The organism is Streptomyces sp. NBC_00726 (genome assembly GCF_045161735.1).
Lineage (GTDB): Bacteria > Actinomycetota > Actinomycetes > Streptomycetales > Streptomycetaceae > Streptomyces.
The window spans coordinates 1776471-1801263 of sequence record NZ_CP108983.1 but is presented as its reverse complement, the minus strand read 5'-3'; the positions used below and the strand labels follow the sequence as shown (position 1 = coordinate 1801263).

Annotated in this window: 23 protein-coding genes; 15 read left to right on the top strand and 8 right to left on the bottom strand. The window is 71.1% G+C overall.

All coding sequences use genetic code 11. The features are described from left to right. Position 1 precedes the first annotated feature (1 nt). The 5 genes from ybeY (at position 2) to era (ending at position 3643) form a co-directional block, all read left to right on the top strand. Positions 2-499: an rRNA maturation RNase YbeY gene (gene ybeY, locus OG338_RS08090; RefSeq protein ID WP_405936669.1), complete on the top strand. Its 498-nt coding sequence runs from the start codon at positions 2-4 to the stop codon at positions 497-499. Then, the gene (locus tag OG338_RS08085) at positions 496-1788 is read left to right on the top strand and encodes a hemolysin family protein (RefSeq protein WP_405936668.1); all 1293 of its coding nucleotides are present in this window, start codon (positions 496-498) and stop codon (positions 1786-1788) included. Before ybeY ends, OG338_RS08085 begins: the two co-directional genes overlap by 4 nt. Continuing rightward, on the top strand, positions 1785-2138 hold the full coding sequence (locus tag OG338_RS08080) for an MmcQ/YjbR family DNA-binding protein (protein ID WP_405936667.1): 354 nt from the start codon (positions 1785-1787) through the stop codon (positions 2136-2138). The genes OG338_RS08085 and OG338_RS08080 overlap by 4 nt, the downstream gene beginning before the upstream one ends. Positions 2139-2231: 93 nt before the next feature. Further along, positions 2232-2594: a cytidine deaminase gene (locus OG338_RS08075; RefSeq protein WP_405936666.1), complete on the top strand. Its 363-nt coding sequence runs from the start codon at positions 2232-2234 to the stop codon at positions 2592-2594. A 74-nt stretch (positions 2595-2668) separates the two neighbouring features. Beyond that, positions 2669-3643 (top strand): GTPase Era, encoded by a 975-nt coding sequence (gene era / locus OG338_RS08070; protein ID WP_405936665.1) that lies wholly within the window; start codon positions 2669-2671, stop codon positions 3641-3643. An 18-nt stretch (positions 3644-3661) separates the two neighbouring features. On the opposite strand, the gene OG338_RS08065 is transcribed toward era, so the two are convergent. Both OG338_RS08065 and OG338_RS08060 read right to left on the bottom strand, forming a co-directional pair. Beyond that, a complete protein-coding gene (locus OG338_RS08065) occupies positions 3662-3928 on the bottom strand; it encodes a protealysin inhibitor emfourin (protein WP_405936664.1) in 267 nt (88 codons plus the stop codon). Positions 3929-3942: 14 nt separating this feature from the next. Next, positions 3943-5019 carry a M4 family metallopeptidase gene (locus tag OG338_RS08060; protein WP_405936663.1) on the bottom strand — a complete coding sequence of 359 codons (1077 nt, stop codon included), beginning with the start codon at positions 5017-5019 and terminating at the stop codon, positions 3943-3945. A 315-nt stretch (positions 5020-5334) separates the two neighbouring features. Between OG338_RS08060 and leuA the strand changes: the two genes are divergently transcribed. The 4 genes from leuA (at position 5335) to OG338_RS08040 (ending at position 9665) form a co-directional block, all read left to right on the top strand. Beyond that, a complete protein-coding gene (gene leuA, locus OG338_RS08055; protein ID WP_405936662.1) occupies positions 5335-7122 on the top strand; it encodes a 2-isopropylmalate synthase in 1788 nt (595 codons plus the stop codon). Positions 7123-7331: 209 nt separating this feature from the next. Next, entirely contained in the window at positions 7332-8009 is a 678-nt protein-coding gene (locus OG338_RS08050; protein WP_405936661.1) for a TerB family tellurite resistance protein, read from the top strand. A 69-nt stretch (positions 8010-8078) separates the two neighbouring features. Further along, positions 8079-8825, top strand: a complete 747-nt coding sequence (gene recO, locus OG338_RS08045) for a DNA repair protein RecO (protein WP_073965270.1) — start codon at positions 8079-8081, stop codon at positions 8823-8825. A 21-nt stretch (positions 8826-8846) separates the two neighbouring features. Next, the gene (locus tag OG338_RS08040) at positions 8847-9665 is read left to right on the top strand and encodes an isoprenyl transferase (protein ID WP_405936660.1); all 819 of its coding nucleotides are present in this window, start codon (positions 8847-8849) and stop codon (positions 9663-9665) included. 39 nt (positions 9666-9704) lie between these two features. Here OG338_RS08040 and OG338_RS08035 read toward each other — a convergent pair whose 3' ends face one another. The 4 genes from OG338_RS08035 to OG338_RS08020 form a co-directional block, all read right to left on the bottom strand. Beyond that, positions 9705-10139 carry a Fur family transcriptional regulator gene (locus tag OG338_RS08035; RefSeq protein WP_405936659.1) on the bottom strand — a complete coding sequence of 145 codons (435 nt, stop codon included), beginning with the start codon at positions 10137-10139 and terminating at the stop codon, positions 9705-9707. 65 nt (positions 10140-10204) lie between these two features. Next, entirely contained in the window at positions 10205-11098 is an 894-nt protein-coding gene (locus OG338_RS08030; RefSeq protein WP_405936658.1) for a metal ABC transporter permease, read from the bottom strand. Positions 11099-11100: 2 nt separating this feature from the next. Next, entirely contained in the window at positions 11101-11883 is a 783-nt protein-coding gene (locus OG338_RS08025; RefSeq protein ID WP_405936657.1) for a metal ABC transporter ATP-binding protein, read from the bottom strand. A gap of 65 nt (positions 11884-11948) precedes the next feature. Next, positions 11949-12902 carry a metal ABC transporter substrate-binding protein gene (locus OG338_RS08020; RefSeq protein WP_405936656.1) on the bottom strand — a complete coding sequence of 318 codons (954 nt, stop codon included), beginning with the start codon at positions 12900-12902 and terminating at the stop codon, positions 11949-11951. 143 nt (positions 12903-13045) lie between these two features. On the opposite strand from OG338_RS08020, the gene OG338_RS08015 reads away from it, so the two are divergent. Then, a complete protein-coding gene (locus OG338_RS08015) occupies positions 13046-14428 on the top strand; it encodes a glycine--tRNA ligase (RefSeq protein WP_018103277.1) in 1383 nt (460 codons plus the stop codon). A 250-nt stretch (positions 14429-14678) separates the two neighbouring features. Further along, positions 14679-14906 carry a DUF6243 family protein gene (locus OG338_RS08010; protein WP_405936655.1) on the top strand — a complete coding sequence of 76 codons (228 nt, stop codon included), beginning with the start codon at positions 14679-14681 and terminating at the stop codon, positions 14904-14906. Positions 14907-14997: 91 nt separating this feature from the next. Here OG338_RS08010 and OG338_RS08005 read toward each other — a convergent pair whose 3' ends face one another. After that, positions 14998-16419 (bottom strand): MFS transporter, encoded by a 1422-nt coding sequence (locus OG338_RS08005; RefSeq protein WP_405940355.1) that lies wholly within the window; start codon positions 16417-16419, stop codon positions 14998-15000. A gap of 164 nt (positions 16420-16583) precedes the next feature. On the opposite strand from OG338_RS08005, the gene OG338_RS08000 reads away from it, so the two are divergent. Beyond that, a complete protein-coding gene (locus OG338_RS08000) occupies positions 16584-17474 on the top strand; it encodes a helix-turn-helix domain-containing protein (RefSeq protein WP_405936654.1) in 891 nt (296 codons plus the stop codon). Here OG338_RS08000 and OG338_RS07995 read toward each other — a convergent pair. Beyond that, a complete protein-coding gene (locus OG338_RS07995) occupies positions 17444-18931 on the bottom strand; it encodes an MFS transporter (RefSeq protein WP_405936653.1) in 1488 nt (495 codons plus the stop codon). The genes OG338_RS08000 and OG338_RS07995 overlap by 31 nt on opposite strands. Before the next feature lie 70 nt (positions 18932-19001). On the opposite strand from OG338_RS07995, the gene dusB reads away from it, so the two are divergent. The 3 genes from dusB to OG338_RS07980 all read left to right on the top strand — a co-directional run bounded on the left by dusB (position 19002) and on the right by OG338_RS07980 (position 24774). Further along, on the top strand, positions 19002-20150 hold the full coding sequence (gene dusB, locus OG338_RS07990) for a tRNA dihydrouridine synthase DusB (RefSeq protein WP_405936652.1): 1149 nt from the start codon (positions 19002-19004) through the stop codon (positions 20148-20150). Positions 20151-20569: 419 nt separating this feature from the next. Beyond that, positions 20570-23281, top strand: a complete 2712-nt coding sequence (gene ppdK / locus OG338_RS07985) for a pyruvate, phosphate dikinase (protein WP_405936651.1) — start codon at positions 20570-20572, stop codon at positions 23279-23281. Between the two features lie 506 nt (positions 23282-23787). Then, positions 23788-24774, top strand: a complete 987-nt coding sequence (locus tag OG338_RS07980) for an ArsR/SmtB family transcription factor (protein WP_405936650.1) — start codon at positions 23788-23790, stop codon at positions 24772-24774. Positions 24775-24793: the final 19 nt, after the last annotated feature.

Sequence of the window (24793 nt, the reverse complement as noted above, 5' to 3'; positions counted from 1 at the left end):
CATGTCGATCGACGTCAACAACGAGTCCGGAACCGAGGTCGACGAGCAGGCGATCCTCGACATCGCCCGCTACGCGCTCGCGCGCATGCGGATTCACCCGCTCTCCGAGCTCTCGGTGATCGTGGTGGACTCCGCGGCCATGGAGCAGCTGCACATCCAGTGGATGGACCTCCCGGGCCCGACCGATGTCATGTCCTTCCCGATGGACGAGCTGCGTCCGCCGGCCAAGGACGACGAGGAGCCTCCGCAGGGGCTCCTCGGTGACATCGTGCTCTGCCCCGAGGTCGCCAAGCGGCAGGGCGAGGAGGCCGAGACCCGGCACTCCATGGACGAGGAACTTCAGCTGCTCACCGTCCACGGGGTGCTGCACCTGCTGGGCTACGACCACGAGGAGCCGGACGAGAAGGCCGAGATGTTCGGCCTCCAGGCGGCCATCGTGGACGGCTGGCGCGGTGAGCGCGGGCTGACCGGGCCGTCCCCCGCCCCGACCGTCTCGTGAGCCTGCCCCTGATCTTCGGCGTCGTCCTGCTGGTCGTCGTCGGCTGGCTGGCCGCCTGCGCCGAGGCGGGCATCGCCCGTACGTCGAGCTTCCGGGCCGCCGAGGCGGTCCGCTCGGGCCGGCGTGGCAGCGCCAGGCTGGAGCAGGTCGCGGCGGACCCGACGCGCTATCTCAATGTCGCCCTGCTGGTTCGGGTCGCCTGCGAGATGGCCGCCGGGGTGCTCGTCACGTACGCCTGTCTGAAGGAGTTCCCGGAGACCTGGGAAGCGCTGGCCGTCGCCATCGGCGTGATGGTCCTCGTCTCGTACGTCGCGATCGGCGTCTCCCCGCGCACCATCGGCCGCCAGCACCCGCTGAACACGGCGACCGCCTCGGCGTACGTGCTGCTGCCGCTGGCCCGGATCATGGGCCCGATCCCGCAGCTGCTGATCCTCCTCGGCAACGCGCTGACCCCCGGCAAGGGATTCCGCAAGGGCCCGTTCGCCAGCGAGGCCGAGCTGCGGGCCATGGTGGACCTCGCCGAGCAGGAGTCGCTGATCGAGGACGAGGAGCGCCGCATGGTGCACTCCGTCTTCGAGCTCGGCGACACGCTGGTGCGCGAGGTGATGGTCCCGCGCACCGACCTCGTCTGCATCGAGCGCTACAAGACGATCCGCCAGGCACTCACCCTCGCCCTGCGCTCCGGCTTCTCCCGCATCCCGGTCACCGGCGAGAACGAGGACGACATCGTCGGGATCGTCTACCTCAAGGACCTCGTCCGCAAGACGCACATCAACCGGGAATCGGAGGCCGACCCGGTCTCCACCGCGATGCGCCCGGCGTCGTTCGTGCCCGACACGAAGAACGCCGGCGACCTGCTGCGCGAGATGCAGCAAGAGCGCAGTCACGTCGCCGTCGTCATCGACGAGTACGGCGGCACGGCGGGCATCGTCACCATCGAGGACATCCTGGAAGAGATCGTCGGCGAGATCACCGACGAGTACGACCGCGAGCTGCCACCCGTCCAGGCGCTGGAGAACGGCTGCTTCCGGGTCACCGCCCGGCTCGACATCGGCGACCTCGGCGAGCTGTTCGGCCTCGACGAGTACGACGACGAGGACGTCGAGACGGTCGGCGGGCTCCTCGCGAAGGCGCTGGGCCGGGTCCCGATCGCCGGCGCGTCCTCGGAGGTCGGACTGCCCGACGGGCGGCGGCTGCGGCTGACCGCGGAGTCCCCGGCGGGCCGGCGCAACAAGATCGTCACGGTGCTGGTGGAGCCGGTGGCTCCCGGGGAGGAGACGCCGGAATGACCCCGCAGCAGCTGAGGGCCTTCTGCCTGAGCTTCAACGCGAGTGCCGAGGAGTTCCCGTTCGGGCCCGAGGCGTCCGTCTTCAAGGTGCTCGGCAAGATGTTCGCGCTCAGCGCGCTGGACGGCAGGCCGCTCACGGTGAACCTCAAGTGCGACCCGGACGAGGCGGTGCGGCTGCGCGAGGAGTACGAGGCGGTGGTGCCCGGCTGGCACATGAACAAGCGCCACTGGAACACCGTCACGGTCGCCGGGCTGCCCGACGCGAAGCTGCGCGAGCTGATCGAGGACAGCTACGACCTGGTGGTGGCGGGCCTGCCGAAGGCGGACCGGCTGCGGCTCGACCGCCCCTGAGGCGCACCGGGCCGGGGCTCGGCTGTCCCTGGACCGCACCGGCCGGAGGCTCCCGCCCGACCCGGTCCGCGCCGGGCTTCGTATGCTCGGCACATGACTGAGAGCACCGGCACCACCGACCTCGGCGCCGAGGACCGCAAGATCGTCACCCTGGCGCGCAGCGCCCGCGCCCGCAACGGCGTCCCCGAGGGCGCGGCCGTCCGCGACGAGACCGGGCGCACCTATGTGGCCGGGACCGTGGAGCTGGAGTCGCTGAAGCTCAGCGCGCTGCGGACGGCCGTCGCGATGGCGGTGGCCAGCGGGGCGAAGTCCCTGGAGGCCGCCGCGGTCGTCTCGGAGGCGGACGCCCCCTCCGACGAGGACCGGGCCGCCGTACGGGACCTGGGCGGGGCCGGCACGCCGGTGCTGCTCGCCGGGCCGGACGGACAGCTGCGGCTCAGCGTCACCGCCGGCTGACCCCCCGTACGGGGGAGGGGTCCTGATCCGCCGGACACGGCCTCGGTGCCCCGCCGCCCCCGGGATCGGGGACAATGGGCGCCATGAGCGTTCGACCTAACCCTGAAGCCGCCGCGCGGCAGGCCGAGAACCCCGCCCCCCACCGGGCCGGCTTCGCCTGCTTCGTGGGCCGCCCCAACGCGGGCAAGTCCACCCTGACGAACGCTCTGGTCGGGCGGAAGGTGGCCATCACCTCCAACCGGCCGCAGACGACCCGGCACACCGTGCGCGGCATCGTGCACCGGCCGGACGCCCAGCTGATCCTGGTCGACACTCCCGGGCTCCACAAGCCGCGCACCCTGCTGGGCGAGCGGCTGAACGACGTCGTGCGCACCACCTGGGCCGAGGTCGACGTGATCGGCTTCTGCCTGCCCGCCGACCAGAAGCTCGGCCCCGGCGACAAGTACATCGTCAAGGAGCTCGCGGGTATCCGGAAGACGCCCAAGATCGCGATCATCACCAAGACCGACCTGGTCGACTCCAAGCAGCTCGCCGAACAGCTGCTGGCCGTCTCCCGGCTCGGCGAGGAGCTGGGCTTCGAGTGGGCGGAGATCATCCCAGTCTCGGCCGTCAAGGACCAGCAGGTCGACCTGCTCTCCGACCTGATCGCCCCGCTCCTGCCGGAGAGCCCGCCGCTCTACCCCGAGGGCGACCTCACCGACGAGCCGGAGATGGTGATGGTCGCGGAGCTGATCCGCGAGGCCGCGCTCGAAGGCGTACGCGACGAGCTGCCGCACTCCATCGCGGTCGTCGTGGAGGAGATGCTGCCGCGCGAGGACCGGCCGGCGGACAAGCCGCTGCTGGACATCCACGCCAACGTCTACATCGAGCGCCCCAGCCAGAAGGGCATCATCATCGGCCCGAAGGGCAAGCGCCTGAAGGACGTCGGCACCAAGTCCCGCAAGCACATCGAGGCCCTGCTCGGCACCCCCGTCTTCCTCGACCTGCACGTCAAGGTCGCCAAGGACTGGCAGCGCGACCCGAAGCAGCTGCGCAAGCTCGGCTTCTGAGGCGCGCCGCGCCCCGTCTCACGCGCCCTCCTTCAGGACGCGTGAGATCAGGGCGCGCTGGGCGTCGGTCAGGCGCGGGTCCGCGCAGTGCACGGTCGTGCCGTCGACCGTTATCCGGTAGTTGAAGCCGTCCGGGACGCCCCGGGGCGCGGTGGCCCGGCCGTCGGCGAGTGCCGAGCCGGCCAGGGCCTCCCACTCCTGGGCGTCGGCCCGTCCGGAGGTGTCGATCTCGCGGTGGCGCGCGATGCCGGCGAAGCCGCCGGTCCTGCTCACCTGAATCCGCATGCGGTGTGTCCCTCCTAGTCGGTCGGAACGCCCACCTCCGACCACGCCTTGAGGACGGCCTCCACCTCGTCGCCCTCACCGAAGCGGCTGCGCGCCGCCGCCACGGTCAGCCGGGCGAAGTCCGCGAAGTCCGCGTCCACCGCCAGTTCACCACCTGTGAGCACATCGAACCAGAGCCGGCCCGCCCGCTCCCAGGAGCTGCCGCCGAGCGCGGTCGCCAGCAGGTAGAACGCGCGGTTGGGGATGCCGGAGTTGAGGTGGACGCCGCCGTTGTCGTCGCCGGTGTGGATGTAGTCGTCCATGGACGCCGGCTGCGGGTCCTTGCCGAGCACGTCGTCGTCGTACGCCGTGCCGGGCGCCTTCATCGAGCGCAGCGCCACGCCCTGCACCCGGGGCGCGAGCAGCCCCTCGCCGATCAGCCAGTCCGCCTGGTCGGCGGTCTGGCCGAGTGCGTACTGCTTCACGAGGGAGCCGAAGACGTCCGAGACCGACTCGTTGAGCGCGCCGGACTGGCCGTAGTAGCTCAGATTGGCCGTGTACTGGGTGAGCCCGTGGGCCAGCTCGTGGGCGATCACGTCGATGGCGACGGTGAAGTCGAGGAAGATCTCCCCGTCCCCGTCGCCGAAGACCATCTGCTCGCCGTCGAAGAAGGCGTTGTTGTACTTCTCGTCGTAGTGGACGGACCCGATGAGCGGCAGGCCGTGGCCGTCGATGGAACGCCGGCCGTAGGCGGTGAGCAGCAGGTCGAAGGTGGCGCCCAGGCCCGCGTACGCGCGGTTGACGCTGGCGTCCTGGGTGGGCTTCTCGCCCTCGCCGCGGACCTTGGTGCCCGGCAGGCGCGTGCCGTGGCGGCAGTCGTAGAGCGTGCGGCGGGGCTTGGCGGTGCCCTCGTCGTCCGGCTCGGCGGGGGTGGTGGGCCGGACGACGGCCGTCATCTGGCGACGGGTGCGGCGGGCCGCGTCGGACTCCAGGGTGCGGCGGGCCGGATCGGCGAGCGCGGGATCGTCGGACTGGGACAGCTTGTCGAGGACGTGGGGCGGGACGATGGTGCAGAAGACGGGGTGGAACCCCTGCTGTGAATGAGGCTGCATACTCACGACTGTGGCACTCCGTGAGCGCAATGTCACTGCTCGCAACCGTGGTTGATGAAATGGAGTGGTTGGTCACTGTTGGGCGTTTAGGTCGTCCTGTACGGGTAAGAGTGGACGCCGATCCCGCATACTGGAACAGCACCCACGTCTCGGGCGCCCCTCGGCTAGTCTCGACGCATCATGCGTTTCGGGCTGCTTCTTCTTAGCTGCCGCGGCGAGGGCCTGTAGTCGAGGCCGACCCCCTCCCCGCGGAGTCTGGTGTTGCAGTAACACAGTCGGCCGTCCCGGAGAAGGACACCCGAGGAGCCCTGCGCCATGACCGAAGTGAATCCCGCCCAGACCCCCGCCTCGCACGCCGTCGGCCGCCCCACGCCGATCACCAACGCCACGGTGCTCCAGAAGCCGTCCGGGATGCCGGTCCACAAGTACGGCCGCTACGAGGCCGTCGACATCCCCGACCGCACCTGGCCCGAGAAGCGGATCACCAAGGCGCCCCGCTGGCTCTCCACCGACCTGCGCGACGGCAACCAGGCCCTGATCGACCCCATGTCGCCGGCCCGTAAGCGCGAGATGTTCGACCTGCTCGTACGCATGGGCTACAAGGAGATCGAGGTCGGCTTCCCGTCCTCCGGCGAGACCGACTTCGCGTTCGTCCGGTCCATCATCGAAGAGGGCGCGATCCCCGAGGACGTGACGATCTCCGTCCTGACGCAGGCCCGCGAGGAACTGATCGAGCGGACCGTCGAATCACTGCGCGGCGCGCACCGCGCCACCGTCCACCTGTACAACGCGACCGCCCCGACCTTCCGCCGCGTGGTCTTCCGCGGCTCCCGCGAGGAGGTCAAGCAGATCGCGGTGGACGGCACCCGACTGGTCATGGAGTACGCCGAGAAGATCCTGGGCGACGAGACGATCTTCGGCTACCAGTACAGCCCCGAGATCTTCACCGACACCGAGCTGGACTTCGCCCTGGAGGTCTGCGAGGCGGTCTGTGACGTCTGGCAGCCCGAGGAGGGCCGCGAGATCATCCTCAACCTGCCCGCCACCGTGGAGCGTTCGACGCCGTCCACGCACGCGGACCGGTTCGAGTGGATGTCGCGCAACCTGTCGCGCCGCGAGTTCGTCTGCCTGTCCGTCCACCCGCACAACGACCGCGGCACCGCCGTCGCCGCCGCCGAACTGGCCCTGATGGCCGGGGCGGACCGGATCGAGGGCTGCCTGTTCGGCCAGGGCGAGCGCACCGGCAACGTCGACCTGGTGACGCTGGGCATGAACCTGTTCTCGCAGGGTGTCGACCCGCAGATCGACTTCTCGCAGATCGATGAGATCCGCCGCACCAGCGAGTACTGCAACCAGATGGAGGTCCATCCGCGCCACCCCTACGCGGGCGACCTGGTCTACACCGCCTTCTCCGGCTCCCACCAGGACGCCATCAAGAAGGGCTTCGACGCCATGGAGGCCGACGCGGCCGCCCAGGGCAGGACGGTGGACGACATCGAGTGGGCGGTGCCGTATCTGCCGATCGACCCGAAGGACGTCGGCCGCTCCTACGAGGCGGTCATCCGCGTCAACTCGCAGTCCGGCAAGGGCGGCATCGCGTACGTCCTGAAGAACGACCACAAGCTGGACCTGCCCCGCCGGATGCAGATCGAGTTCTCCCGGATCATTCAGGCCAAGACCGACGCCGAGGGCGGCGAGGTCACGCCGACGCAGATCTGGAGCGTCTTCCAGGACGAGTACCTGCCCAACCCGGACAACGCGTGGGGCCGTGTGCAGATCCGCTCCGGCCAGAGCACGACCGGCTCCGACGGCCGCGACATGATCACCGTCGAGGCGACCGTGGACGGCGCCGACACCGTGCTGACCGGCACCGGTAACGGTCCGATCTCCGCGTTCTTCGAAGCGCTGCAGGCCATCGGCATCGACGCCCGGCTGCTGGACTACACCGAGCACACCATGAGCGAGGGCGCGAGCGCGCAGGCCGCCTCGTACATCGAGTGCGCCATCGACGGAAAGGTGCTGTGGGGCATCGGCATCGACGCCAACACCACCCGCGCCTCGCTGAAGGCGGTCGTCTCGGCCGTCAACCGCGCCACCCGCTGACCCGGCGCCCGAAAGGGCCCGCAGCCGTACGGTCCGCACACCCCGCCCACCCGCTTCCGGGGGGCGGGGTTCGGCCATTCTCCGGGGGGTTGTGACCGGCAGGGTGCTGACGGCGCAACGGGGATGTGGTTAACATCACGTCGACACGGCAGTGTTGCCGGAGTGTTACGGAGGTGTGCGACGTGCGGTCAGCCCTGGGACAACGCGCCATGAAGCTGCGTATCTGCGGCATCCGTACGCTGTGGGACACCACCGGGGACGGGGAGTTCTTCTGCCCCGGCTGCGGCGGTGACCGCAACTACCGCCGCCTCACCGGCCGCCGCCGCTTCGCCGTGCTGGGCGTGCCGCTGCTGCGGCGCGGCACCACGGGCCCGGTGGTGGAATGCGCCGCCTGCCATCAGCACTTCGACCCGGAAACGCTCGACCACCCCACCACCACCCGGTTCTCCGCGATGCTCAGGGACGCCGTGCACACCGTGGCCCTCGGCGTCCTCGCGGCGGGCGGCAGCACCTCCCGTACGGTCCTGGAGAGCGCCGCCGAGACCGTGCGCGGCGCCGGGATCGAGGACTGCACGCCCGAACAGCTCGCCACCGTGGTCGAGGTGCTGTCCGCCGACATCGGCCACGGCTCCGCCTTCGACCCGGCGGCCGAGGCGTGCGGCGCGGCCCTCGCCATCGAGCTCCACGAGGCGCTGGAACCGCTCGCCCCGCACCTCGCCCCCACCGGGCGTGAATCGATTCTGCTCCAGGGCGCCCGGATCGCCCTCGCCGACGGCGCGTACAGCACCGCTGAGCGCGAGGTGCTGACCACCGTCGGCGGGGCGCTGCGGCTGCGCGCCGAGGACACCGCCCGGCTGCTCGCCGAGGCGGCGCGTACGCCCTCCTGAGCCGGGAGGAACGGCCCCTCGAACGGGGGCGGGCCCCGGGTGTCGGTGGCGTACCCGACAATGGGACGCATGAGCTTGTTCCGGGACGACGGCGTGGTGCTGCGCACGCAGAAGCTGGGCGAGGCCGACCGGATCATCACGATACTGACCCGGGGCCACGGTCGGGTGCGCGCCGTCGCGCGCGGGGTGCGGCGCACCAAGTCGAAGTTCGGGGCCCGGCTTGAGCCGTTCTCCCATGTGGACGTGCAGTTCTTCGCGCGCGGCAGCGAGCTGGTCGGACGCGGGCTGCCGCTGTGCACCCAGAGCGAGACGATCGCCCCGTACGGCGGCGGGATCGTCACCGACTACGGGCGCTACACGGCGGGGACCGCGATGCTGGAGACCGCCGAGCGCTTCACCGACCACGAGGGTGAGCCCGCGGTCCAGCAGTATCTGCTGCTGGTGGGCGGGCTGCGCACGCTGGCCCGGGGCGAGCACGAGCCCCATCTGATCCTGGACGCCTTCCTGCTGCGCTCCCTCGCGGTCAACGGCTACGCCCCGAGCTTCGACGACTGCGCCCGCTGCGGGCTGCCGGGCCCGAACCGATTCTTCTCGGTGGCGGCGGGCGGAGTCGTATGCGGCGACTGCCGGGTGCCCGGCAGCGTCGTACCCTCGGCTGAGGCCGTCGCCCTGCTGAGTGCCCTGCTCACCGGCGACTGGGAGACGGCGGACGCGTGCGAGGCGCGTCATGTCAGGGAGGGGAGCGGGCTGGTGTCCGCGTATCTCCACTGGCATCTGGAGCGCGGGCTGCGTTCACTGCGGTACGTAGAGAAGTGACACAGGGAGACTGAGAAGCTCATGGCAGTACGCGGGATGCTCGGCGGCCGTAACCGGCGCGACTACAAGACCCCGGAGCCGCACCCGTCCGGTGCCGTGCCCCCGAAGATCCCCGGTGAGCTGGTGCCCAAGCACGTCGCCATCGTGATGGACGGCAACGGCCGCTGGGCGAAGGAGCGCGGCCTGCCGCGCACCGAGGGCCACAAGGTCGGCGAGGGCGTCGTCATGGACGTGCTCAAGGGCTGCATCGAGATGGGCGTCAAGAACCTCTCGCTGTACGCCTTCTCGACGGAGAACTGGAAGCGGTCCCCGGAGGAGGTGAAGTTCCTGATGAACTTCAACCGGGATGTCATCCGCCGCCGCCGCGACGAGATGGACGAGCTGGGCATCCGCATCCGCTGGGTGGGCCGCATGCCCAAGCTGTGGAAGTCCGTCGTCCAGGAGCTCCAGGTCGCCCAGGAGCAGACCAGGGACAACGACAGGATGACGCTGTACTTCTGCGTCAACTACGGCGGGCGGGCCGAGATCGCGGACGCCGCGCAGCGGATCGCGCAGGACGTCGCCGCCGGCCGGCTCGACCCGTCGAAGGTCAACGAGAAGACGTTCGCGAAGTACATCTACTACCCGGACATGCCGGACGTGGACCTGTTCGTGCGGCCCAGCGGTGAGCAGCGCACCTCGAACTACCTGATCTGGCAGAGCGCGTACGCCGAGATGGTCTTCCAGGACGTGCTGTGGCCGGACTTCGACCGCCGCGACCTGTGGCGAGCCTGTCTGGAATTCGCCCAGCGCGACCGCCGGTTCGGCGGTGCCGAGGAGATCGCGGCCCCGGGGAAGTGAGCGGAAGGGCCGGCCGGGGTGTTCCCGCCGGCCCGCCGCTCAGCTCTCGCCGCCCGCGCAGTCCGCGCAGGTGCCGAAGACCTCGACGGTGTGCGCCACGTTGACGAAGCCGTGCTGGCTGGCGATGGTCTCCGCCCACTGCTCGACCACGGGGCCCTCGACCTCGACCGCCTTGCCGCACATGCGGCAGACCAAGTGGTGGTGGTGCTCGCCGGTCGAGCAGCGCCGGTAGACGGACTCGCCCTCCGTGGTGCGCAGGACGTCCACCTCACCGGCGTCCGCGAGGGACTGGAGGGTGCGGTAGACCGTCGTCAGGCCGACCGAGTCCCCCCGGTGCTTGAGGACGTCGTGCAGCTCCTGGGCGCTGCGGAACTCGTCCACCTCGTCGAGCGCCGCCGCGACGGCCGCCCGCTGCCGGGTCGAGCGGCCGCGTACCGGAGCCGCATTCGTACCGCTGATCGGCGCCGTCGCCACAGGAGCCTCCTCGTGTCGCCCGTACATCTGTCGGGCCATTGTGCCAGCCCGCCCCTTCCGGGGGTTCAGACTCGGACGTCGTCCGGTGCCGGACGGGCCCCCGGTACCTCCAGGGTGCACCGCTCCGCCTCGGTCTCGCCGCGCCGGGCGCGGCCGCGGGCGAGCGGGGCGGCGAGCAGCGTCAGGACGACGAAGACGCCGATGGCCAGCAGCACGATCGTCGCGCCGGGCGGGACGTCCTGGTAGTACGAGGTGATGGTGCCGGACAGGGTGACGCCGACGCCGATGACGACGGCGAGCACGAACGTCACCTTGAAGGACCGGGTGATCTGCTGCGCGGCGGCGACCGGGACCACCATCAGGGCACTGACCAGCAGCAGCCCCACGACCCGCATCGCGACCGTCACGGTCACGGCGGCGGTGACCGCGACGAGCAGATTCAGCATCCGCACCGGCAGCCCGGTCACCCGGGCGAACTCCTCGTCCTGGCTGACCGCGAACAGCTGCCGCCGCAGCCCCACCGTCACCAGCAGCACGAACGCGGCGAGCAGCGAGATCGCGGTGATGTCCTCGGAGGAGACCGTGGACAGCGAGCCGAAGAGGTACGAGGTCAGGTTGGCGTTCGAGCCGGTGTCGGAGAGGTTGATCAGCAGGACACCGCCCGCCATGCCCCCGTAGAAGAGCATGGCCAGCGCGATGTCGCCGCGGGTGCGGCCGTACCAGCGGATCAGCTCCATGACGACCGCGCCCACGACGGCGACGGCGGTGGCCATCCAGACCGGGCTGGTGGAGAGCAGGAAGCCGAGGCCGACGCCGGTCATCGCGATGTGGCCGATGCCGTCGCCCATCAGGGCCTGCCGGCGCTGCACGAGGTAGACGCCGACGGCGGGCGCGATGACGCCGACCAGCACGGCGGCGAGCAGGGCCCGCTGCATGAAGGCGGGGTGGAGGAATTCCATGATCAGCTCAGCAGTCCCGTCCGGACGGGCTCGGAAGCCGCGTGGGGGTGTACGTGGTCGTGGCCGGGCAGGGCGTGCTGCCCGACGGCCTTCGGGGGCGGTCCGTCGTGCAGGACGCAGCCGTCGCGCAGCACGACCGCCCGGTCGATCAGGGGCTCCAGCGGGCCCAGCTCGTGCAGGACGAGGAGCACGGTGGTGCCGGCGGCGACCTGCTCGCGCAGGGTGGCGGCCAGGATCTCCTGGCTGGCCAGGTCCACGCCCGCCATCGGCTCGTCCATGATCAGGAGCTCCGGTTCGGCGGCGAGCGCGCGGGCGATCAGCACGCGCTGGTGCTGGCCGCCGGAGAGGGCGTTCACCGAGTCCTTGGCGCGGTCGGCGAGGCCGACGAGCGCGATGGCCCGGTCTACGGCGGCGCGGTCGGCCTTACGGAGCAGGCCGAGCCGGGTGCGGGAGAGCCGCCCGGCGGAGACGACCTCGCGGATCGTGGCGGGCACGCCGCCGGCCGCCGTGGTGCGCTGCGGTACGTAGCCGACCCGGGCCCAGTCGCGGAAGCGGCGCAGCGGGGTGCCGAAGAGCTCGACGGTGCCGCCGGTCAGCGGGACCTGGCCGATGACCGAGCGGACGGCGGTGGACTTGCCGGAGCCGTTGGCGCCGAGCAGGGCGACGACCTCGCCCCGGCGCACGGTCAGGTCGACGCCGCGCAGCACGGGGCGCGCGCCCAGCGTGGCGGTCGCTTCGCGTACGGCGATCACGGGTTCGCGGGTGGGGTGCTGGGGCTCGGGCATGAGCGCCTCCGGTGCTGCTGCGGGGTTCGGGCCGAGGGGTGCGGTGGGGCCGGTGGGGTCGTCGCTCACTTCGCGCCGAGCGCCGAGCGCAGGGCGGTGAGGTTGGACTTCATGACCTCGATGTAGTCATCGCCCTTGGAGCTGTCGGTGATTCCCTCCAGCGGGTCCAGGACGCCGGTCTTCAGGCCGGTGTCGCGGGCGACGGTCTTCGCGGTCTTGTCGCTGGCCAGCGTCTCGAAGAAGACGGTGGTGACCTTCTTCTCCTCGGCGATGGAGTGCAGGGCGCTGATGCGGGCGGGGCTGGGCTCGGCCTCGGGGTCGATGCCGGCGATGCCCTCCTGGACGAGGCCGTAGCGCTCGGCGAGATAGCCGAAGGCGGAGTGCGTGGTGATGAAGGTCTTCGTCCCGGTGTTCTTCAGCCCGGTCCGGTACGCGGTGTCGAGCGCGCCGAGCTCCTTGACCAGGGTGTCGGTGTTCTTGCGGTAGTCCGCCGCGTGGTCCGGGTCGGTCTTCTCCAGGGACTTGCCGACGCCCTTGGCGACCTCGGTGTACTTCACCGGGTCGAGCCAGATGTGGGGGTCGGCGCCGGGCTCGTCGCCCTCGTGCTCGTGGCCGTGCTCCTCGCCGCCGGCCTCGGTGCCGTGGTCCTCCAGCGTGGTCAGCGTCGCGGCGTCGAGGGTGTGGGAGGCGCCGGACTGCTTGATCGCCTCGTCGACGGCGGGCTGGAGGCCCTTGAGGTAGAGGATGAAGTCCGCGTCGGCGAGCCGGCCGGTCTGCCGGGGGCTGAGCTCCAGGTCGTGGGGCTCCACGCCGGGCTTGGTGAGGCTGGTGACCGAGACGTGGTCGCCGCCTATGCGCTCGGCCAGGAACTGCATCGGATAGAAGGACGCCACCACGTCCAGCCGGCCGTCGCTCTTGTGGTCGGAGCTGTCGGACGAGGAGCAGGCGGTGACGGCGGTGAGACCGAGCGCGACCGCGCCGGTGACGGCGGCGGCCGGTATGAGGCGGCGTATGTTCATGACACTCATTTTCAACAAAAGTGGAAACGATTGTCAACAAGCGGGGTTCGCGACCGGGACCGGTACCGATTTGATCGAAGGGGCGCCGCCGCCGGTAATCTGGGCTCTTCGCCCGCCCGTTCCGTCGTAATGAAGAGAGCACCGTGGCCGCCGACAAGATCGACACCATCGTCAGCCTGAGCAAGCGCCGTGGCTTCGTCTATCCCTGTAGCGAGATCTACGGTGGTCAGAAGGCCGCCTGGGACTACGGACCGCTGGGCGTCGAGCTCAAGGAGAACCTCAAGCGCCAGTGGTGGCGCTACATGGTCACCTCCCGCGAGGACGTCGTCGGCATCGACTCGTCGGTCATCCTGGCCCCCGAGGTGTGGGTGGCCTCCGGCCACGTCGCCACGTTCTCGGACCCGCTGACCGAGTGCACCTCCTGCCACAAGCGCTACCGCGCGGACCACCTGGAGGAGGCGTACGAGGAGAAGCACGGCAAGGCGCCCGCGAACGGCCTCGCCGACCTCAACTGCCCCAACTGCGGCAACAAGGGCACCTTCACCGAGCCCAAGCAGTTCTCCGGCCTGCTCTCCACGCACCTCGGCCCGACCCAGGACTCCGGCTCGGTCGCCTATCTGCGCCCCGAGACGGCCCAGGGCATCTTCACCAACTTCTCCCAGGTGCTGACCACCGCGCGCAAGAAGCCCCCGTTCGGCATCGCGCAGATGGGCAAGTCCTTCCGCAACGAGATCACTCCGGGCAACTTCATCTTCCGCACGCGCGAGTTCGAGCAGATGGAGATGGAGTTCTTCGTCAAGCCGGGCGAGGACGAGCAGTGGCAGGAGTACTGGATGGAGCAGCGCTGGAACTGGTACACCGGTCTCGGCCTGCGCGAGGAGAACATGCGGTGGTTCGAGCACCCGCAGGAGAAGCTCTCCCACTACTCCAAGCGCACCGCTGACATCGAGTACCGCTTCCGCTTCGGCGGCAGCGAGTGGGGCGAGCTGGAGGGCGTCGCCAACCGCACCGACTACGACCTCAACGCCCACTCCAAGGCGTCGGGCACGGACCTCTCCTTCTTCGACCAGGAGAAGAGCGAGCGCTACACCCCGTTCGTCATCGAGCCCGCGGCCGGTGTCGGCCGCGCGATGCTGGCCTTCCTCCTCGACGCGTACAGCGAGGACGAGGCGCCGAACGCCAAGGGCGTCATGGAGAAGCGCGCCGTGATGCGCCTCGACCCGCGCCTGGCGCCCGTCAAGGTCGCGGTCCTCCCGCTCTCCCGCAACCCGCAGCTCTCGCCGAAGGCCAAGGGCCTCGCCGCCGACCTCCGGCAGAACTGGAACATCGAGTTCGACGACGCCGGTGCCATCGGCCGCCGCTACCGCCGCCAGGACGAGATCGGTACGCCGTTCTGCGTCACCGTCGACTTCGACACCCTGGACGACAACGCGGTCACCGTCCGCGAGCGCGACACGATGAAGCAGGAGCGCGTCTCCCTGGACCAGATCCAGGGCTACCTCGCCTCCCGCCTGCTCGGCTGCTGACGCCCGCACCCGCCGCACGAGACCCCCGCTTCCGCGCCCGCCGCGGAACCGGGGGCCTCGTGCGTCCGGGGGACCGGAGGATGGAAAAACGGGTGAGCCGGGCGCCCGGTATGGGTACCGTCCTGCCCATGTATTCGTTCTTCCAGATCTACGAGTGAGAGCGCGGCGGGCCCGACCACCCGCCGCCCCCCCCCGGATCGATCCGAGGTCGCGAGAGACCTCACCGAGACCACACAATTGGGAGAACCCCATGGCCAAGAGCCGCAACAACCTCCTCGGCGTCGGCGGACAGCGCAAGAAGCTGTCCCGCTCCGGGGCCCAGGGGGCCGGCCCCGCCGGAGAGGCCGCCGACCGCAGGACGGCCGCCGACCAGAAGCAGGAGCTGCTCCGCAAGATGCGGGAGCGGGCCGCAGGCACCGAGCAGCCGGACGCCGCGGACGCCGAGGCGCAGGCCCCGGAGGCCCCGGCGCAGAGCTGACCGCCCGCGCACACACCGAGGCCCCGGCGGGCGGACCACCGGGTCCGCCCGCCGGGGCCTCTCCGTCCACCCCGCGCCCGCCGGGCGCCCCTCACCCCACCGCGCGCGGCAGCCGCAGGCTCAGCGCGGTCGTCAGGGCGACCGCCGCCAGCTGGACGAGCAACGTCACGATCAGGGCGTCCCGCATCCCCGACCCCGGCACCAGGGCCAGGAACAGCGAGCCGAGCGTCGCCACGCCCAGGGTCAGCGTCGCCTGCTGGGTCGTCGTCATCACCCCGCCGCCCACCCCGGCCCGCTCCGGCGGTACGTCCGACAGGATGATGCGGAAGATGACGGGCAGCTGGAGGCCCTGACCGAAACCGGCGACCGCCATCCCGGGCAGCAGCCCCGCCATGCCCAGGTCCGGCCAGCCCCGCCACACGGTGAACGCGAGCACCGCCACGCCCACCGCCTGGATCACCCCGCCCGCCGTCACGACCCGGCTGCCGTACCGCCGCACCAGCCGGGGACCGGCCAGCGAGGCCGCGAAGAAGGCCACCGCCATCGGGGCGATCGACAGTCCGGACCGCGCCGGGCCCAGCTCCAGGCCCTGCTGGAGGGCGACCGCGATGACGAACATGAAGCCGCCGAAGCCCACCGAGAACGGCACCACCAGGGCGAGCCCGCGCCGCAGCGACTCCAGGCGCAGCAGGCTCGGCGGCACCAGCGGGATCAGCCCGCGCCGGTCCGCCCGCCGCTCCACCCGGCAGAAGGCCGCCGCCGAGAACGGGAACAGCGCGAGGGACACCCAGGTCCACAGCGGCCAGCCCGCAGCCCGGCCCTCGGTGAGCGGGGCCAGCAGCGTCAGCAGCGACACCGCGAGCAGCAGCGTGCCCGGTACGTCGACGGGCGCGGGCCGGTCCGCCCGCGTCTCCGGGACCGCGCGCGCCGCCAGCACCAGACCGAGCGCCGCGACGGGCACGTTGACCAGGAACACCGACCGCCAGCCCGCGCCCTCGCCGAACACCGAGGACAGCGGCGCGGCGGCGACCAGCGCCCCGCCCAGGATCTGGCCCGCGACCATGGAGAGCCCGGCCGTCGCCCCGTACAGGCTCATCGCCCGGGCCCTGCGGTGGCCGGAGGTGGCCGCCTGGATGGTGGCCAGCACCTGCGGCAGCATCAGCGCGGCCGACGCGCCCTGCGCCACCCGCGCCCCGACCAGGGTCCAGGCGGTCGGGGCGAGCCCGCAGGCCAGCGAGGTGAGCCCGAAGGCCGCGATGCCGGTCAGGAAGAGCCGGCGCCGGCCCGCCATGTCACCGAGCCGCCCGCCGAGGACCAGCAGCACGGCGTAGGCGAGGCCGTAGCCCGCGACGACCAGCTCCAGCAGGGCCGGGCCGGCCGCCAGGTCGTGGTCGATGGCGGGCAGGGCCACGTTGACGATGAAGAAGTCGATCAGGGGAAGGGCCGCGCCCAGCAGCACGGTGAACAGCCCCAGTGTGCCGAGCACCGGGGCGGGATGGTCGTGCCGCACCACCGGGGAGGTGGTGGCGCCCGCCGTTGACGTACGTACAGAGGATTCACTCACGGCACCGACGATCTCTCCGCCCGCAGCCTGGTACCAGAGTGTCCTTATCCTGGTACAAGGACCACCAGGCACCGGCCGCCCGGTGCCGGTACCCGGGCCCGCACTCTGGAGGAATGACGACGATGGCGACGCCCCTGACGCAGCCGGCCGCCCCCGGTGTGAGCGAGCCCGACATCCGGCGGCACGAGCTGGCGAACTTCCTGCGTAGCCGCCGCGAACGGATCACCCCCGAGCAGGTCGGCCTTGTCCGGGGCCGCCGCCGGCGCACCCCGGGGCTGCGCCGCGAGGAGGTCGCCCAGCTCTCCGCCGTCGGCGTCACCTGGTACACCTGGCTCGAACAGGCCCGGGACATCCAGGTCTCGCCCCAGGTCCTCGACGCCCTCGCCCGCGCCCTGCTGCTCGACCGCAGCGAGCGCAGCCACCTCTTCTCGCTCGCCGCGGCCGTCGACCCGGCGCCCGGTACGGACTGCCCGCACGTCACCCCGGCGCTGCGGACCATGCTGCGGCAGCTGGAGCCGATCCCCGCCTGCGTGCAGAACAGCCGGTACGACATCCTCGCCCACAACCGCACGTACGGGCGGCTGCTCTGCGACCTGGAGGAGGTCGCGCCCGAGGACCGCAATCTCATGCTGCTCGCCCACACCAACGAGCAGTGGCGGGGCTCCGTCATGGACACCGCCGAGGTGACCCGCTACATCACCGCCAAATTCCGCGCCGAGATGGCGGAACACCTCGCGGAGCCCGCCTGGAAGGAGCTGCTGGGGCGGCTGGAGGCGGCGTCCGGGGAGTTCCGCGAGAACTGGGCCCGGCACGAGGTCGTCGGGGCGGGCAGCCGGTCCAAGGTCTTCCGCAACGCCTGGGTGGGGCTGCTCCGGGTGGAGGCCACCGACCTCTGGCTCGGCCCCTCGGCCGGACCGCGCCTGGTCAGCTACGCGCCCCGGGACGGCGAGACGTACGAGCGGCTGGCCCGCCTTCAGGAACTGGTGCGGGCTTCCGAGGGCTGAACGGCCGGCTGCCCGGCCACCGGTTCCGCCAGCCGCTCCGCCGTCCGGCGGGCGGTGGACCGGGCCCAGCGGCCGCTGCTCAGGGCGCCGATCAGCAGGACGGCGAGCCCGCAGCCGGTGACGATCCACCAGCCGGGCCGGCTGGCCGCCACGAAGCCGCCCGAGCCGCCGAGGCCGTCAGAGCCGCCCGGGTCCGCCATCCCCGCCGCCAGGACCGCGCCGATCACGGCGACCCCGAGGGTCTGCCCGATCTGCCGGCTGGTGGAGGCGACGGCGGCCGCCACGCCCGCCTGGGAGCGGGGCATGCCGGAGACCGCGGTGTTGGTGATGGGCGCGTTCACCGAGCCGAAGCCCAGGCCGAACAGCACATACGCGGCGAACATCGAGACCGTCCCGGTCTCCGCGTCGAACGCCGCCAGCATCAGCCCGCTCACCGCCATCGCGCAGCCCGCGACCAGCAGCGGGACGCGCGGCCCGCGCGCGGCCACGAGCCGCCCCGAGAGCGGCGCCAGAACGCAGACCATGGCCGCCATCGGCAGCGTGTACAGACCGGCCTCCAGCGCGCTCAGCCCCCGGACGTCCTGGAGATAGAGGGTGTTGAGGAAGAGGAAGCCGCCGAGCGCGGCGAAGGCGCTGACCGCGATGACCGTGGCGCCGCTGAACGGAACGCTGTGGAAGAACCGCAGATCGATCAGCGGATCGGCGCGCCGGGGCTCGTACACCAGCAGCCCCGCCAGGGCGGCCGCCGCGAGCCCGGCGAAGACCAGGATCTCCGCGGAGGTCCACCCCTTCTGCGGGGCCTCGATGATCGCGTACGTCAGCGAGCCCAGCAGCGTGATCACCAGGAGCTGGCCCACCGGGTCCGGGCGGCGGGCCCGGTGGGCGCGCGACTCGGGGACGTAACGCCAGGTCAGCAGCAGGGCGGCGAGGCCCACCGGGAGGTTGACCCAGAAGATCGACCGCCAGCCGACCGAGTCGACCAGACCGCCGCCGACCACCGGACCGGCCGCCATCGAGATGCCGACGACCCCGCCCCAGACCCCGATCGCCCGGGCGCGCTCGCGCGGATCGGTGAAGGTGTTGGTGATGATCGACATCGCGACCGGGTTGAGCATCGAACCGCCCACGGCCTGCACCATCCGGAAGGCGATGAGGGCCTCCAGGTTCGGTGCCAGCGAGCAGAGCGCCGAACCCAGGGTGAACAGGACCAGCCCGGCCATGAAGACCTTGCGCCGGCCGATCCGGTCGGCGGTCGAACCGGCGAGCATCAGCAGGGCGGCGAGGACGAGCGTGTACGCGTCGATCGTCCACTGCATCCCCGCGACGCTCGCGTCCAGCTCCCGGCGCATGGCGGGCAGGGCGACATTCAGGGCGGTGGTGTCGAGGCTGACGATCAGCAGACTCATGCAGCAGATCGCCAGCACCAGCATCCGCCGTCGGTGGCTGAGCTCAGGCATCCATCGATAGTACGGCTAACTAACGACCGCCGTCGCCGGGGCCGGTCGCCGGGTACGGGACAATGGGGCCATGACCACGCTCGCCCCCTCGCCCTCGCTGCTCCGCATCGGCCCGCACACCGTGCAGCCGCCGGTGGTCCTCGCGCCCATGGCCGGCATCACCAACGCTCCCTTCCGCACCCTGTGCCGGGAGTTCTCGGGCGGCAAGGGGCTGTTCGTCAGCGAGATGATCACGACGAGGGCCCTGGTCGAGCGCAACGAGAAGACCATGCAGCTCATCCACTTCGACGCGACCGAGACCCCGCGCTCGATCCAGCTGTACGGAGTGGACCCGGACACGGTCGGCAAGGCCGTCAGCATGATCGTGGACGAGAACCTCGCCGACCACATCGACCTCAACTTCGGCTGCCCGGTCCCCAAGGTCACCCGCAAGGGCGGCGGCTCGGCCCTCCCGTACAAGCGGCCGCTGCTGCGCGCGATCCTGCACGAGGCGGTCTCCCGGGCCGGGGACCTGCCCGTCACGATCAAGATGCGCAAGGGCATCGACGACGACCACCTGACCTATCTCGACGCCGGCCGGATCGCCGTCGAGGAGGGCGTCACGGCGGTCGCCCTGCACGGCAGGACCACCGCCCAGCACTACGGCGGCACCGCCGACTGGGACGCCATCGCCCGGCTCAAGGAGCACGTCCCGGAGATCCCGGTGCTCGGCAACGGCGACATCTGGTGCGCGGACGACGCCCTGCGCATGATGCGCGAGACCGGCTGCGACGGCGTGGTCGTGGGGCGCGGCTGCCTGGGCCGCCCCTGGCTCTTCGGCGACCTGGTGAGCGCGTTCGAGGGTACGGGGACGAGGCAGGCGCCCACCCTGCGCACCGTCGCCGGCGTGATGCTGCGGCACGCGACGCTGCTGGGGGAGTGGATCGGCGACGAGGCACGGGGCGTGATCGACTTCCGCAAGCACGTCGCCTGGTACCTCAAGGGCTTCGCGGTCGGCTCCGAGATGCGCAAGAAGCTGGCGATCACCTCCTCGCTGGAGGAGCTGGGCTCCCAGCTCCAGGAGCTGGACCTCGACCAGCCCTGGCCGGACGGCGCCGACGGCCCGCGCGGCCGCACCTCGGGCAACAACCGGGTGGCCCTCCCGGACGGCTGGCTGAAGGACCCGTACGACTGCGCGGGCGTGAGCGCCGACGCGGAGCTGGACACCTCGGGGGGCTGAGCAAAAGCGACCGACGTGTGGGGGCACTGAGTGCCCCCACACGTCGTTTTCGCTCATCCGAGCGGCCCCTCCATCGAGTGATTCTCGCCACCTTGAGAAGCAGTGCGCTCAGATGAGCGCAAAATCGAGGGCTGCACTTCTCAAAGGGTGGCACTGGGTGCCACCTGGCCGTACTTTGATCGATCGACGCTTCGATCACTTTCAGCCACCGAACCAGGGGTTCCGGTGTGCGCTGCGTCATTCTGCGTACGACTCCTGAACGCACCGTTCCGGATGGCTTCCGGGCGGCCGACTTTCGATCTGCTGGCGGACGGGTGGTTACGGCCGTACGACGCGCAAGTGGACGTACCCAGGCACCTTCGATCTGGGTATGTTCCTCGCCGTCAGGGCAGCCACCGCGTCTTCGAGGAGTCGAGACCGTGTCGGAAAACAAAGATGTGCAGAAGTTCGTCTACGACTTCACCGAAGGCAACAAGGAGCTGAAGGACCTCCTCGGCGGGAAGGGGGCCAACCTCGCCGAGATGACCAACCTCGGGCTCCCCGTCCCGCCCGGCTTCACGATCACCACCGAGGCGTGCAAGGTCTACCTGGACAGCGGCGCGGAGCCGGCCGCCCTCCGCGACGAGGTGAGTGCGCACCTCGGCGCCCTGGAGACGCGGATGGGCAAGAAGCTCGGCCAGGCCGACGACCCGCTGCTGGTCTCCGTGCGCTCCGGCGCCAAGTTCTCGATGCCCGGGATGATGGACACCGTCCTCAACATCGGCCTCTCCGACGCCTCCGTGGTGGGCCTCGCCGCCCAGGCCGGCGACGAGCGGTTCGCGTGGGACTCCTACCGCCGGCTGATCCAGATGTTCGGCAAGACCGTGCTCGGGGTGGACGGCGAGCTCTTCGAGGAGGCGCTGGAGGCCGCGAAGGACGCCAAGGGCGTCAAGGTCGACGTGGACCTCGACGCGGGCGACCTGAAGAAGCTGGTCGAGGAGTTCAAGAAGATCGTCGCGCGGGACGCGGGCCGAGACTTCCCGCAGGACGCGCGCGAGCAGATGGACCTGGCCATAAACGCGGTCTTCGACTCGTGGAACACCGACCGGGCCAAGCTCTACCGCCGCCAGGAGCGCATCCCCGGCGACCTCGGCACCGCCGTCAACGTCTGCTCGATGGTCTTCGGCAACCTCGGCCCCGACTCCGGCACGGGCGTCGCCTTCACCCGCGACCCGGCCAGCGGCCACCAGGGCGTCTACGGCGACTACCTCCAGAACGCGCAGGGCGAGGACGTCGTCGCGGGCATCCGCAACACCGTCCCGCTCGCCGAGCTGGAGTCGATCGACAAGCAGTCGTACGACCAGCTGCTGGCGATCATGGAGACGCTGGAGACCCACTACAAGGACCTCTGCGACATCGAGTTCACCATCGAGCGCGGCCACCTGTGGATGCTCCAGACCCGGGTCGGCAAGCGCACCGCCGGTGCCGCCTTCCGCATCGCGACCCAGCTGGTGGACCAGGGGCTGATCGACGAGGCCGAGGCCCTTCAGCGGGTCAACGGCGCCCAGCTCGCGCAGCTGATGTTCCCGCGCTTCGACGACACCGCGAGGACCCAGCGGCTCGGCCGGGGCATCGCCGCCTCGCCCGGCGCGGCGGTCGGCAAGGCGGTCTTCGACTCGTACACCGCCGTCAAGTGGTCCCGGTCCGGCGAGAAGGTCATCCTGATCCGCCGCGAGACCAACCCGGACGACCTGGACGGCATGATCGCCGCCGAGGGCATCCTGACCTCGCGCGGCGGGAAGACCTCGCACGCCGCCGTCGTCGCCCGGGGCATGGGCAAGACCTGTGTCTGCGGCGCCGAGGAGATCGAGGTCGACACCAAGCGCCGCCGCCTGACGGTCGGGGACATCGTCGTGGAGGAGGGCGACATCGTCTCCGTCGACGGCTCCACCGGCAAGGTGTACCTCGGCGAGGTCCCCGTCGTGCCGTCCCCCGTGGTCGAGTACTTCGAGGGCCGGATGCACGCGGGCGCCGACGACGCCGACGAGCTGGTCGCCGCCGTGCACCGGATCATGGCGTACGCGGACCGGGTGCGCCGGCTGCGGGTGCGGGCCAACGCGGACAGCGCGGAGGACGCCCTGCGCGCCCGCCGCTTCGGCGCCCAGGGCATCGGGCTGTGCCGCACCGAGCACATGTTCCTCGGCGAGCGCCGCGAGATGGTCGAGAAGCTGATCCTGGCCGACACCGACCAGGAGCGCGAGACGGCCCTGGAGCAGCTGCTGCCGCTCCAGAAGGCGGACTTCATCGAGCTGTTCGAGGCGATGGACGGACTGCCGGTCACCGTGCGGCTGCTCGACCCGCCGCTGCACGAGTTCCTGCCGGACATCACGGAGCTCTCGGTACGCGTGGCCCTCGCCGAGGCCCGCAAGGACGCCAACGAGAACGACCTCAGGCTCCTCCAGGCCGTGCACAAGCTGCACGAGCAGAACCCGATGCTGGGGCTGCGCGGGGTGCGCCTCGGCCTGGTCATCCCCGGCCTGTTCGCCATGCAGGTGCGGGCCATCGCCGAGGCGGCCGCCGCCCGCAAGAACGCCAAGGGCGACCCCCGCGCCGAGATCATGATCCCGCTCGTCGGCACGGTCCAGGAGCTGGAGATCGTCCGCGAGGAGGCGGACCGGGTCATCGCCGAGGTCCAGGCCGCCACCGGCACCGACCTCAAGCTGAAGATCGGCACCATGATCGAGCTGCCGCGCGCCGCGCTGACCGCCGGGCAGATCGCGGAGGCGGCGGAGTTCTTCTCCTTCGGCACCAACGACCTGACCCAGACGGTGTGGGGCTTCTCCCGCGACGACGTGGAGGCGTCCTTCTTCACGGCCTACCTGGAGAAGGGCATCTTCGGGGTGTCGCCGTTCGAGACGATCGACAAGGACGGCGTCGGCTCGCTGGTCAAGAGCGCCGTGGCGGCCGGCCGGGCCACCCGCCCGGACCTGAAGCTGGGCATCTGCGGGGAGCACGGCGGCGACCCCGAATCGGTGCACTTCTTCCACGAGGCCGGTCTCGACTACGTCTCCTGCTCGCCGTTCCGCATTCCGGTGGCGCGGCTTGAGGCGGGCCGGGCGGCGGCCGGGGCGCGGGCGAGCGACAGCCGCTGACGCACCACCCCTTACCGATTCCGCTTACGCCCGCCGGTGATCCCACCCTCACCCGAACCGGCGGCGGAGGCGGAATTCCGGAGGCGGCGGCACCCTGTGCGGGGGTGCCGCCGTCTTGTCGTACGCGGCCGGGCGGCACACAACGTTGTCATGTCCCGGTAAATAAGATGACCGGGGTCCATTGCTTCGTTTAATGCGCAAAGAAATCGAGTTGAACGGACCGGGGTGCGGCCCGTGGATCCCCATCCACGGGCCGCACCCGGCTTACCCCCATCGAGTGCGGAGCCGCACCTTTGCCAACCGCCGCCGAACGAGCAAAACCCCCCACGGCCTTCACTCGCTCTTCCGGTGGCTCCGGAATCGCACCCGACGCCGTACAGCTTTTCGTCCGGCGGGCGGTCCCGGCGAGGCGTTTCACCTCTGGCCGAAACCCCGTGGTGACGTGCTGTTACGATTCGCATACTCTTGCGAGGGGGGAAATTGCAGGTGCAAGGGGTGGGAGTTCGGTGCTGCGTATCCATGTCTCCGGATGGGACCTTTCCAGGGTGCGGATGGCCTCCGGGCCGGACGCGCTGTGGGAGACCATTCTCAGCTTTCACCGGCTGAGGGACCGGAGGGCTTCCGCGGTCTTCGGGAAATGGCGTACCGAAACCCGCCCACGGTTGAGCGGTGAAGTACGTCTGCTGTCCGCGGTGGTCCCGCAGCGCGGATATTTTCCCGACTTCCTGACGCCTTCTCAGGAAAGCGCCGAACCGCTCGGAGCCGACGCCGGAATGGAAGCCGTGCGCGCCACTCCGCCAGAGCGCCTGAGCGCCGAGATCGCCCTCCTCGGGGACCCCGGCGCCCGGCACGCCGCCCGCCTCGACGCACTGCGCGAGGGCGGCGCCGAACCCGTGGGCCGCCTCGTCGCCGCCTTACGGGACTACCACCGCGCCGCCGTCGAGCCATACTGGCCGCACATCCGCTCCGCCGTCGAGGCCGACCGGGCGATCCGCGGCCGCGCCCTCCTGGACGGCGGCACCGACGAACTGCTCGCCTCGCTGCCCCCGGTCATCCGCTGGCGCGCTCCCGTCCTGGAGGCGGACTACCCCGTCGACCGCGACCTCCGCCTGGACGGGCGCGGACTGCTCCTCCAGCCCTCCTACTTCTGCCGGGGCGCCCCCGTGGTGCTGCGCGACCCCCTGCTCCCGCCGGTCCTGGTCTACCCGGTCGCCCACCGGGCGGCGCCCGCCTTCGCCGACCCGGGCCCCTCGCTCGGCCGGCTCCTCGGGCAGACCCGCTCCACGGTCCTGCGGGCCATCGGCGACGGCTGCACCACCAGCGAACTGGCCCGGCGCGCCGGGATCTCCCTCGCCTCGGCCAGCCAGCACGCCTGCGTCCTGCGCGAGGCGGGGCTCGTCCACACCCTGCGGCACGGCAGCTCCGTCCAGCACACCCTGACCCCGCTGGGCGGCTCGCTGCTGAGGGGCGGGGCGCCGGTCGCGGTGCCGTGACCCGTCCGCCGCCGGGCCC

What these genes read in the sequence shown, in the direction of transcription:
- ybeY (WP_405936669.1), top strand. Translation starts at nt 2, where the DNA reads ATGTCGATCGACGTCAACAACGAGTCCGGAACCGAGGTCGACGAGCAG.
- OG338_RS08080 (WP_405936667.1), top strand. Translation starts at nt 1,785, where the DNA reads ATGACCCCGCAGCAGCTGAGGGCCTTCTGCCTGAGCTTCAACGCGAGT.
- OG338_RS08075 (WP_405936666.1), top strand. Translation starts at nt 2,232, where the DNA reads ATGACTGAGAGCACCGGCACCACCGACCTCGGCGCCGAGGACCGCAAG.
- era (WP_405936665.1), top strand. Translation starts at nt 2,669, where the DNA reads ATGGGCGCCATGAGCGTTCGACCTAACCCTGAAGCCGCCGCGCGGCAG.
- OG338_RS08065 (WP_405936664.1), bottom strand. Translation starts at nt 3,928, where the DNA reads ATGCGGATTCAGGTGAGCAGGACCGGCGGCTTCGCCGGCATCGCGCGC.
- OG338_RS08060 (WP_405936663.1), bottom strand. Translation starts at nt 5,019, where the DNA reads ATGCAGCCTCATTCACAGCAGGGGTTCCACCCCGTCTTCTGCACCATC.
- leuA (WP_405936662.1), top strand. Translation starts at nt 5,335, where the DNA reads ATGACCGAAGTGAATCCCGCCCAGACCCCCGCCTCGCACGCCGTCGGC.
- OG338_RS08050 (WP_405936661.1), top strand. Translation starts at nt 7,332, where the DNA reads ATGAAGCTGCGTATCTGCGGCATCCGTACGCTGTGGGACACCACCGGG.
- recO (WP_073965270.1), top strand. Translation starts at nt 8,079, where the DNA reads ATGAGCTTGTTCCGGGACGACGGCGTGGTGCTGCGCACGCAGAAGCTG.
- OG338_RS08040 (WP_405936660.1), top strand. Translation starts at nt 8,847, where the DNA reads ATGGCAGTACGCGGGATGCTCGGCGGCCGTAACCGGCGCGACTACAAG.
- OG338_RS08030 (WP_405936658.1), bottom strand. Translation starts at nt 11,098, where the DNA reads ATGGAATTCCTCCACCCCGCCTTCATGCAGCGGGCCCTGCTCGCCGCC.
- OG338_RS08025 (WP_405936657.1), bottom strand. Translation starts at nt 11,883, where the DNA reads ATGCCCGAGCCCCAGCACCCCACCCGCGAACCCGTGATCGCCGTACGC.
- OG338_RS08020 (WP_405936656.1), bottom strand. Translation starts at nt 12,902, where the DNA reads ATGAACATACGCCGCCTCATACCGGCCGCCGCCGTCACCGGCGCGGTC.
- OG338_RS08010 (WP_405936655.1), top strand. Translation starts at nt 14,679, where the DNA reads ATGGCCAAGAGCCGCAACAACCTCCTCGGCGTCGGCGGACAGCGCAAG.
- OG338_RS08000 (WP_405936654.1), top strand. Translation starts at nt 16,584, where the DNA reads ATGACGACGATGGCGACGCCCCTGACGCAGCCGGCCGCCCCCGGTGTG.
- OG338_RS07995 (WP_405936653.1), bottom strand. Translation starts at nt 18,931, where the DNA reads ATGCCTGAGCTCAGCCACCGACGGCGGATGCTGGTGCTGGCGATCTGC.
- dusB (WP_405936652.1), top strand. Translation starts at nt 19,002, where the DNA reads ATGACCACGCTCGCCCCCTCGCCCTCGCTGCTCCGCATCGGCCCGCAC.